General features: G+C 44.9%; 9 protein-coding genes. 4 read left to right on the forward strand and 5 right to left on the reverse strand.

Translation table 11 applies throughout. From position 1 onward, the window contains the following. Positions 1-813: 813 nt before the first annotated feature. Positions 814-1,665, reverse strand: a complete 852-nt coding sequence (locus tag RLO19_RS07980) for a methyltransferase domain-containing protein (protein WP_446355356.1) — start codon at positions 1,663-1,665, stop codon at positions 814-816. 246 nt (positions 1,666-1,911) lie between these two features. Between RLO19_RS07980 and RLO19_RS07985 the strand changes: the two genes are divergently transcribed. Both RLO19_RS07985 and RLO19_RS07990 read left to right on the forward strand, forming a co-directional pair. Then, entirely contained in the window at positions 1,912-3,246 is a 1,335-nt protein-coding gene (locus RLO19_RS07985; RefSeq protein WP_446355358.1) for a TrkH family potassium uptake protein, read from the forward strand. A 61-nt stretch (positions 3,247-3,307) separates the two neighbouring features. Next, positions 3,308-4,003, forward strand: a complete 696-nt coding sequence (locus RLO19_RS07990) for a potassium channel family protein (RefSeq protein ID WP_446355359.1) — start codon at positions 3,308-3,310, stop codon at positions 4,001-4,003. A gap of 122 nt (positions 4,004-4,125) precedes the next feature. On the opposite strand, the gene RLO19_RS07995 is transcribed toward RLO19_RS07990, so the two are convergent. The 3 genes from RLO19_RS07995 to RLO19_RS08005 form a co-directional block, all read right to left on the reverse strand. Beyond that, on the reverse strand, positions 4,126-4,857 hold the full coding sequence (locus RLO19_RS07995) for an HAD family hydrolase (protein ID WP_446355360.1): 732 nt from the start codon (positions 4,855-4,857) through the stop codon (positions 4,126-4,128). Between the two features lie 724 nt (positions 4,858-5,581). Then, on the reverse strand, positions 5,582-5,899 hold the full coding sequence (locus tag RLO19_RS08000; protein ID WP_446355362.1) for a hypothetical protein: 318 nt from the start codon (positions 5,897-5,899) through the stop codon (positions 5,582-5,584). A 239-nt stretch (positions 5,900-6,138) separates the two neighbouring features. Next, positions 6,139-6,717 (reverse strand): CAP domain-containing protein, encoded by a 579-nt coding sequence (locus RLO19_RS08005; protein WP_446355364.1) that lies wholly within the window; start codon positions 6,715-6,717, stop codon positions 6,139-6,141. A 147-nt stretch (positions 6,718-6,864) separates the two neighbouring features. Here RLO19_RS08005 and dnaG point away from each other — a divergent pair, with 147 nt between their 5' ends. Next, positions 6,865-8,832, forward strand: coding sequence for a DNA primase (gene dnaG / locus RLO19_RS08010; RefSeq protein ID WP_446355366.1), 1,968 nt, complete (start codon positions 6,865-6,867; stop codon positions 8,830-8,832). Positions 8,833-8,850: 18 nt separating this feature from the next. Here dnaG and RLO19_RS08015 read toward each other — a convergent pair whose 3' ends face one another. Beyond that, positions 8,851-9,348 (reverse strand): pentapeptide repeat-containing protein, encoded by a 498-nt coding sequence (locus tag RLO19_RS08015; RefSeq protein ID WP_446355368.1) that lies wholly within the window; start codon positions 9,346-9,348, stop codon positions 8,851-8,853. Positions 9,349-9,455: 107 nt separating this feature from the next. Here RLO19_RS08015 and RLO19_RS08020 point away from each other — a divergent pair, with 107 nt between their 5' ends. Then, on the forward strand, positions 9,456-9,989 hold the full coding sequence (locus RLO19_RS08020) for a YraN family protein (protein WP_446355370.1): 534 nt from the start codon (positions 9,456-9,458) through the stop codon (positions 9,987-9,989). The last annotated feature ends 255 nt before the right edge of the window (positions 9,990-10,244 follow it).

The raw sequence follows: 10,244 nt of genomic DNA on the forward strand, positions 1-10,244 counted from the left end.
TCCTCATAAAACCTGAGTCGGGGCGGGTTTATTTACATCTGGATGCAACCCAAAAGATAGTAGTAAAACCCGCCCCTACACAATTTTTCCATCTCCGACTCAAAACTTACATCCATGAGTATTTAACGCCAGGATAATTAGGACATCAAATAAACACCGTTGATTGTTTCAATGCAGACAGGCGTATCTAGCGGTTGGGGTTGTTTATATAAGAATTTAAGTCGTCTTTAGACGACTTGTGCTTTTAGCCAAGAACTTGAGTTTTTGGCGGGGGAATGGTTAGGGTTTGGATATTTCCTGTTTGAATCAGTTTAACCTGATCGGCGGTGGTCATGGTAATTCTCCTCATAAAACCTGAGTCGGGGCGGGTTTATTTACATCTGGATGCAAGGGAAAAGATAGTAGTGAAACCCGCCCCTACACAATTTTTTCATCTCCCAATCAAAACTTACATCTATGAGTGTTTAACGCCAGGGTAATTAGGATATGAAATAAACACCGTTAATTGTTTCAATGCAGACAGGCGTATCTAACTGTTGGGGTTGTTTCTATAAGAATTCGAGTCGTCTTTAGACGACTTGTGCTTTTAGCCAAGAACTTGAGTTCTTGGCGGGGGAATGGTTAGGGTTTGGGTATTTCCTGTTTGAATCAGTTTAACCTGATAGGCGGTGGTCATGGTAATTTTCCTCATAAAACCTGAGTCGGGGCGGGTTTATTTACATCTGGATGCAACCCAAAAGATAGTAGTAAAACCCGCCCCTACACAATTTTTCCATCTCCGACTCAAAACTTACATCCATGAGTGTTTGCAGATTAAGACTTCTGAGCAGAGAGTACACCAAACCGAATCAAACCACGCCGGTACCCCCGACTCATTAACCCTAATGATAGCGCCGCTTGCACTGTACCCCAACCACTTCTGAGTAAACCCATTAACGCTTGGGGTTCAAACGCTGAATCAATGACAATATCCCAAAACGGTTCTACTGCATCTGACCAATCATCCGTGCGAATATTAGAAAAGGATAACTCACGGGCAATTGCTTTGTACTCTGGCAACGAAATCACGTAAGGTAAACAGTAAACCTGGTAAATTTGCTCTAAATGCTCCTTTTCATTTGCTGTCAATTCTCCCGTGGCTGGCGTAATTGGACGATGACACCACGTCGCCATCAGAAATGTTCCGCCCGGTTTCAGGACACGGTAGCATTCTGCCAGAAACCTCTGCTTATCGGGTATATGTTCCCCACTTTCTAAGGACCAGATTAAATCAAAACAGTTATCCGCAAAGGGCATATCCAAGGCGTCAGCTACCTGAAATTCCACCTCAGCCTCCAACCCCGCCTCTTTTGCCCGTTCTGTTGCTCTCGCCGCTTGTACCGGACTCAGGGTAATCCCTTGTACTTTAGCACCGAACCGTTGGGCTAAGTCCAGAGAACTCCCGCCAATCCCACACCCCACATCCAAGATGTTCTCCAGATGCTGTACTTCACCCCAACTCAGCAGTTCCTCAATTAAATCAATTTGCGCCTGACGCCGACCTTTTTTCTCGCGACCCATCGGACCATAATAACCATGGTGCATGTGTTCGCCCCAAACCTGTTCCCACAGTCCAGATGAGGCGTCGTAAAACTGCTGAATTTGACGCTGAAGTGTTGAACTCATTACTTGTCCTTTGTCTTATGTCTTATGTCTTATGTCATGGGTTTTTACCCTTTTAGATTTTACAGTGGTTTGCAACTCAATGAACTGATTTATTCATCAAATCTGATGCGAAAATCTATAAAAATGTGATAAAAGATTTTAAAGACTCTATCCAATTGACCCAGGGCGGGTGTTGTCAAACAGTGACAGGTAACAAGCCTGTTTAAATGCGTCAACCCGGCTCTACACTATAATTTGTCACGTCTCATGACTATTACGCGCACGATTTGCCTCGGATTCATAACCATGATTACCATAGGCACGTTTCTGTTAATTTTACCCATTTCTACCCAAGATGGAACCTGGAGTGATCTGATTACCGCCTTATTTACCGCCACCTCGGCTGTGTGCGTCACAGGTTTAGCCGTAGTCGATACCGGCAGTTATTTTTCTGGCGTCGGTCAGGTTTTTGTCCTCGCCCTATTCCAGCTTGGGGGGTTAGGGTATATGACAATCACGACGTTTATGTTACTCTTGGTGCGTCGGCGGTTTAATTTGCGCCATAAAATAGCGATTCAACAAGCCCTTGATCTTCCAGGTTTAGAAAAAAGTACGTTTGTTATTCGCTCAATTATTGCCACAGCATTGCTTTTTGAATTAACCGGATTTTTCCTGTTGTTACTCGTATTTGTTCCAGAACATGGCTGGAATCAAGGATTGTGGCTTGCCCTTTTTCACAGTATTAGCGCCTGGAATAATGCGGGGTTTAGTTTGTTTGCGGATAGTTTAATGGGCTATCAGTCATCTATTTTGTTAATTGGGATTATTTCGGGACTGATTATCTTGGGTGGAATTGGTCAACCGGTCATTTTTGAACTGTATTTATGGTTACGCGATCGCGTCATGAATAAGCATGAAAAACTCACATTCTCTCTGAATTTAAAAGTGGCAACCAGTACCACATTATTCCTGTTAATTTTAGGCACAATCGCCTTTTTCTTTGTGGAGGCAAATAATCCGGAAACCCTAGAAGAATTGAGTCTACAGAATCAAGTGTTAAACGCTTGGTTTCAATCAGTCACCACGAGAACCGCAGGATTTAACGCCATTGATCTGGGTAAAATGACAGCAGCGGGTTTATTTATGACAATTGCCTTCATGTTTATCGGTGCAAGTCCAGGCGGAACCGGGGGCGGTATCAAAACCACGACGTTTCGGGTGTTGGTCAGTTGTACCAAAGCCATGTTACAGGGCAAAGAGGAAGTCTATCTTTACGAACGTCAGGTGCCCCTGAACCTGATTTTAAAAGCCATGGCGGTTCTAGTCGGTTCCGTCGGGACTGTAATTCTAGCGACCATTTTAATCGCGATCGCAGATCCCCAGGTTGACTTTATCCAACTCCTATTTGAAGTGGTGTCTGCCTTTGCGACAGTTGGGCTATCCACAGGAATCACCGCCAGTCTCTCGGCTTGGGGAAAACTGATTTTAGTGGGAACGATGTTTATCGGGCGGGTGGGTATTTTGGTATTTATGGGTACCCTGTTGGGAGATCCGCGTCCTAGCCACATCCGTTATCCGGAGGAAAATCTACTGGTGGGATAATGCTAATGTCACCGAGGTCGAGTTATCATCAGTTAGGCTTGATTGAAGAAAGGACAACCGTGTGAGTTGGACATCTGTAGGGTTCTTGCGGAACCTGCGCCGCGAAAATAAGCAATTTGCCGTCATTGGTTTAGGGCGGTTTGGGCGGGGAGTTTGTTCCTCCCTGCACCACTTAGGATACGAAGTTCTGGGAACGGACATTGACGAAAAACTCGTCAGTCAAGTCTTGACGGATCAAATCGCCGCCCACGCGGTTCTACTCGACTCCACCGATCCTAAAGCCTTAAGAGAGGCGGGAATTTTTGAGTTTGATACGGTGATTATTGCGATTGGCAACTATTTACAGGAAAGTATTATTACCACGCTCAATATCAAAGAAGCAGGAGTTCCTTATGTAGTGGCTAAAGCTTCCTCGGAAGTTCATGGTAAACTCTTAGAGCGTGTTGGCGCGGATCGAGTTGTCTATCCGGAATACGAAGCCGGTTGTGCCTTAGCGCGATCGCTGACTCAGCCGTCTATTTTAGATCGCTTTGAATTAGACCCGAATCACAGTATTGTGGAGATATCAGTTCCCGAAGAGTTTCATGGCAAAACCGTGATGGAACTGCAACTGCGGAATCGCTATGGCTTAAACTTATTGGCGGTTGGTCAAGATGAGCAGTTTGAGATTAATCCCGCCCCCACAACTCGCCTGTTTAAAGGGTTTGCCATGGTGGTGATTGGCTCAAATCGAGATATTGAGCGTTTGCCTATTTAAGTAGGGAACAGTTAACAGTTAACAGTTAACAGTTAACAGGTACTGTAGGGGCGGGTTTGACTATTATCGTTTCTTACCTCACCTAGATGTGACTAAACCCGCCCCGATTCCCCTATCTTTCATCACAAAACTTGAATTTCATCCAATTGCGCGATCGCAACATCTGCATCCTGGAAATGAACTGATGTTCCCCAGCTAATTCCAATACAACCCGCCGCACCCGCACGACTTGCCATTACCATGTCCCCTGCTGAATCTCCCACCATCAGCGTTGCACTCGCACAAACGCCCAAACCTTCACAGGCTTGCAGAAATAGCGCCGGATCAGGTTTACTCAATTCTGTATCAACGCCTTGTTGCAATTGAATATAAGGCTCTAGCTGGTGACGTTTCACAAAGGCTTGCACCCCTGCAGTCGAAGCCGCCGACAGAATTCCCAATTTTAAACCCGCTTCAGACAGGGATTTGAGGACATCTAAACTTCCGGCAAATAACGGTGAAGTCCCGGCTGCATCCTTGAGATATCGCTCCGCTTCGGCAAAGGCATTATGGGCAATCTCCAGAGATTCTAACCAACCACGCCCCGTTTCGGCAATATAAGCCGCTGCAGCAATTTCACTTTCCCGACGGCTACCCACCGCCATTAATCCCGTCGGATCAAGGGTATCATCCTGAATCCCAAACGCCATCAGCAAGGGTTCGCCAGTACCGGGGATTTGAGCATCAATCAAGCGCGATCGCTTATATGCCAATTCTCGCAAAAAGACTTGTGAGTCTTCTAACGTCCCATCTTTATCGAAAATGATCGCTTCTATATTCGGGAATGTCATCTCCCGACAGCGAATGGTTACCAAGGGTTACACTCCTAGAACACGGCACATCAGCTATTAGCTTTTAAGAGCCGAAAGCCCCACGCCATACCTGTACTCAGGTTGGCGTTTGGATGGATAGGCGGTCAATCAAGGGGGTTCAATACCCCTTTGATTGACTTTCCGACGAACAAGCTTCTCTAATGACATCGTTTTGACTACGTTGCGTGTGTTGACAGTATTGGGATAGGTGCTGCTTTTCTCTATCTGACAATCGAATATTGACCTGAGTCATCCTAACAATTATGGTATGGATATGCTATTATTCTAATGTACAGGTTAATCAAATACAGCTAACCGCTGCCTGTGCGTTGAACCTTGACAACCTGGAATATGGGGTTCTGCCCAGAAATAGGCTATTCGTAGCTGCATCTGTGGGCAGGTAAAATTCCTGCAGTACAAAGGCTGAACAAAATTTCTTCGTATTGTTCCGGCGCGGAGGGGCATCCCGTGTCGTTAATAAAGCCAAGAGTCTCCTAAGTGATAACCGGATTGTCTTGGAAGCCTACACTGTACTTGAAAATTCAGTGTAGGAGTATGTCACAGATCATCTTCCCATGTTGCTGATAATTCGTACAGAATTAAAACTTAGTCGGGGCGGGCGCGAGTCGCATCTTTTGGGCAATCGAAAAGATATTAGTAAAACCCGCCCCTACACAGGCGCCAAATTCCCTCGAAGGCTGCGAAAGGTTCCCCAATATCGAGATGTTTAGTAGAACATTAAGCTGTTTAAGTCTGTCGCGGGCATTTCGTGATTCACTTGGACGGCTGGAGATGTGGATCGATTTAGCGTTAACACTGCCGCACTGAATAAGGTTAAAAATCCCACAAATCCTACTAATAATAGTTTATTGAGTTTGGCGCTAGATGTTTCTTGATCAACGGGCTGATTGACGGTAGCTGAGCAGTCTTCTCTAATGCTCGTACTCCACTCACTGCCACTCACTGCCCACAATCCTAGCAAGTTCATATCACACAAGGAGTCATTGAATTGGGTTGTGTCTTGGTGATCAATTTTCTGTGACATTAGAGGTTTCCTCGATTAACCTATACGATTAACTATCAACTAGGTAATTTTGCTTATGACGCCGACAAAGCTTTACCTTTTTATAGCGTTTCAGTATAGGCTAATCAGTCCTAAACTTATGACATTTTTAAACAAATTGAAACATTAAAGAGAGTAAAGAATGTATATTCTGTTACAGAATAATTCAGGATTAGAGGAAAAAGCACATACCATAAACCTTAAGCTATTCGTCATTTAAACTATGGCGTCTTGTACCCCCCAGCATAAGTAATGACACAGATATTTTGATACTGGATATGATAGCCAAAGGCTACACCCGCGACTTGAAAAGCTGAATTAAAGATATTTTTTCGATGCCCGCGATCGCGCACACCATCATCGATAATTAATTGCATGATAATTTCATCTGCCTGTGCCACACCATAAGAAATATTTTCACCCGCCGTGATCTGCCAACTCCCATACCGATTCAGGCGGATAAAAGGAGTGCTGCGATCGCTACCAATATGCCCAATACTTCCTGTTTCTCCTTGATCACGAACATGATCACTCGCCGCTTTTGACATCCCCAGAGATAGTTTGAACGGCGATAAGGGACGAGTGGATTGGAGAAAATCAATCGCCTCATCAACAGCGTTTACCCCTTCAATACTGCGTAAAAATACCTGTTGAGAAAGTTTGACCTGGTTACCCAAAAAGCGCTGTTTCCAGTTGTTTAAAAGCCTAAGATAAGACGTGGGCTTTGTTCGCACTTTATTCATTTCCTCAATCACCCTCAATTCCAATGGCGAGAGAATAATTGTCTGTGCTGAATTCATTGTTTATCCTGAGGTGTGGGATATCACACAATTACAATAGATCTATTGGGTTCTGGGAAAACGGCTCACGGAAGCCACCCTATCCGTGCTGTCACCAAAAACCCTACTATATACTCGCTTGCTTACCAGTTTCTCAGGAACAACGCTGTGCAAATTCCTCGACTGCACCCAGACACCATCGCCCAAGTCAAAGAACGAGCAGACATTGTTGATGTCGTCTCGGAGCGAGTTGTACTGCGAAAGCGGGGAAAGGAATATGTAGGCTTGTGTCCCTTCCATGACGAAAAGACACCCAGTTTTACCGTTAGTCCCGGCAAACAAATGTACTACTGCTTCGGCTGCGGTACGGGTGGAAGTGCGATTAAATTCCTCATGGAAGTAGAAAAACAGTCCTTCAGTGAGGTAGTCTTCGACTTAGCACGGCGGTATCAAGTGCCGGTGCAAACCCTGGAACCTGAACAACGCCAGGAATTACAGCGTCAGTTATCCTTACAAGAGCAACTGTATGAGATTGTGGCACTAGCCGCATCATTTTATCAACATGCACTACGACAACCCCAAGGACAGCAGGCGCTGGAGTATTTACAATCTCAGCGCCGTCTGGATGAGGAAACGATCCAACAGTTTCAGATAGGGTATGCGCCGGCGACGTGGGAAACCCTGTACCGCTATCTAATCGAACAAAAAGGCAAACCGGTACAACTGGTAAAAGATGCTGGATTAATCTTGCCACGCAAATCAGGAGACGGCTATTATGATCGGTTTCGCGATCGCATCATGATTCCGATTCATGATCGTCTTGGGCGAGTCATTGGTTTTGGCGGGAGATCATTAGGTGATGAACTTCCCAAATATCTGAATTCTCCAGAAACGCCTCTATTTAATAAAGGGAAAACCTTATTTGCTTTAGACAAAGCCTACAACGCCATTGGGGATAAGGATCAAGCCGTTGTCGTCGAAGGCTATTTTGATGCGATCGCGCTGCATCGAGTGGGGATTCAAAACGTTGTCGCCTCATTGGGTACAGCCTTAAGCCTGGAGCAAATGCGCCAACTACTGCGTTACAGCGAATCCAAACAAATCATCCTCAACTTTGACGCCGACAAAGCCGGAACCACAGCCGCCGAACGCGCGATCGGAGAAATTGCCGACTTAGCCTATCAAGGACAAATTCAACTGCGGGTACTCAACCTCCCCGATGGTAAAGACGCCGACGAATTCCTTACCCATACCCCTGATGGGGCAAAACAATACCAACAGCTCTTACAAAATGCGCCCTTATGGTTAAATTGGCAGATTGATCAACTCCTCATAGGTAAAGATCTCAAACAAGCCAATCAATTTCAACAGGTGGCACAGAAAATTGTCAAATTGCTGTACCAATTAGAAGATATTAATCAACAAACCTATTATATTGATTATTGTGCCGAAAAGCTGAGTCGCGGAGAAGCCCAAATGATTCCTCGACTCATCCAAATTTTCCAAACTCAACTGAATAAATTACGCCAGACTCCGATCAAGAAAAATGAGAAATCCAATCTTAACCAGAAAAACTTACCTGTCTCGATCGACTTATCCATTAGCCAAGAACACAGTCTACTCGAAGAAGCGGAAGCCTTACTCTTACGAATTTATCTGCACCGTCCCGAATATCGCCAGACTATTATTGAAACTTTAGATACCAAAGATTTGCTATTTAGTCTTGCTCCCCACCGATTTTTATGGCAGCAAATATTAGACCTGCAAGCCATCGCTCAACCCATCCTATCCCAGCAACCTGAAAAGCTCATCTCCTTACTCCAAGACCGCAGTATCCAGTTTCCAGAGGAGATGGTTATGGTGGAACATTTATTCCACTTAAATGAAAAGCGTATTGAAGATATTACTCGCACACCTTTAGCAATTCGCTCCGCCGCTGCTTGTTTAGAAGTCGTGACGTGGAACAAGCACAAGCGATATTGTTTGGAGAAATGGCAAAATCTGAATATTGCCACTGACCCAAACCGTAAGGACTACTATTCTGAAGGAATTAAGGAAGCCTATAAACGCTTGCAAGAGTTACAGAAAATGCGTCAAGCTAACATGTTAGACATCCACAAATTCACCCCCATTTAATATTATGTCCGGAAACTTTTAAAAGCAAAATAAAGTATCGCGGGTTTGGCGACCTGTGGTAGGGTTGGTACCTGTCGCAATTTGACACAATTGTTCTTCGGCTTTGGGATCAAGAAAAGCATCGGTAAAATCAGCCCCTTCAATCGTCGCGCCATCAAACTGAGCATTGAAAGCGTAGGCACCTTCAAGCACGGCATTTTTCAAATTAGCACCATTCAAACGTGCTTTATCTAACGTTGAGTAACTGAGGTTTGCTCCTTCCAAGTTTGCCAATTTCAGATTAGCACCAAAAAAACTGACTCCCTGCAAATCGGCATGGCTAAAATTACTTTCTCGCAAATCCGCTTGGTTAAAACTGGCATCAGTCAGCACACGCTCCGAAAAATCTGAATTAACCAAAGATTCTTTGGTATAATCCACAGCCAAAGCTGGGGCGGCGGGAAGCATTGCTATAGCAAAAGGGCTAGCGATAAACAGCCATAAGCTAACTACCCAAACTAAAATGAATCTGAACATAGTTTTGGCAATCTGTAGATATTTATTTATATAATTATCCTACCAGTCAATCGTCATCAATCGCCCTGTCAAAAAGGGGTTAATTTTCGCTCCCTTGAGTATGACAAATGACAAATAACAAAGGACAATTAGGAGAACAACTCGTTGCCACCTGGTTACAAGCACAAGGTTGGACTATCTTACATCATCGATGGCATTGTCGTTGGGGAGAAATCGACTTGATTGCCTACTGGGATGTAGAGGAGAGGGAAAATCCCCTATCTAATCTGGGTAGAAACCCCCAACTCTATCCCCCTACCCCCCCACCACCAAACGCTGAGTCACATATCCTAGCATTTGTCGAGGTAAAAACTCGCAGTCGAGGGAATTGGGATGCCGATGGTGGATTGGCAATTACATCCTCTAAGCAAGCCAAACTTTGGCGAACAGCCGAACTATTTTTAGCAGAACATCCCGATTTAAGTGATCTTCCTTGTCGGTTTGATGTCGCCCTGGTTCGCTACCACCGTCTTTGCCAAAGCTCACGCCCTGTTGCCATCAGTGACGTGTTACCAACTTCAGCCCCTCAATTCGGTGAACCCTTTACTCTGGGAGGATATGAGCTTATTCTACAAAACTATATCGAGTCAGCTTTCTGTTGACCAAGGGCGGGTTTTGTGGAGCACTTATCGGTAGATACTCATAAATGGTAAAACTCGCCCTGAGGAAGGCATGGCTTTTCTATTCGTCCCGATGTTGGAGTCTGATTGATGGGAACTGATACATTTACGCGACACAATACGGGAAATTCCCGGACAATGCAGCGATAGCAACACCATCTGAATTGATGGTGAAGGCGGTATCCCGCAAAGCTTTGAGCATAAAGCCCAAAGCGCCATTCATGTCTCGCGGCAAAA

Origin of the sequence: Coleofasciculus sp. G2-EDA-02, from assembly GCF_040226375.1 — a bacterium.
GTDB lineage: Bacteria > Cyanobacteriota > Cyanobacteriia > Cyanobacteriales > Coleofasciculaceae > Coleofasciculus.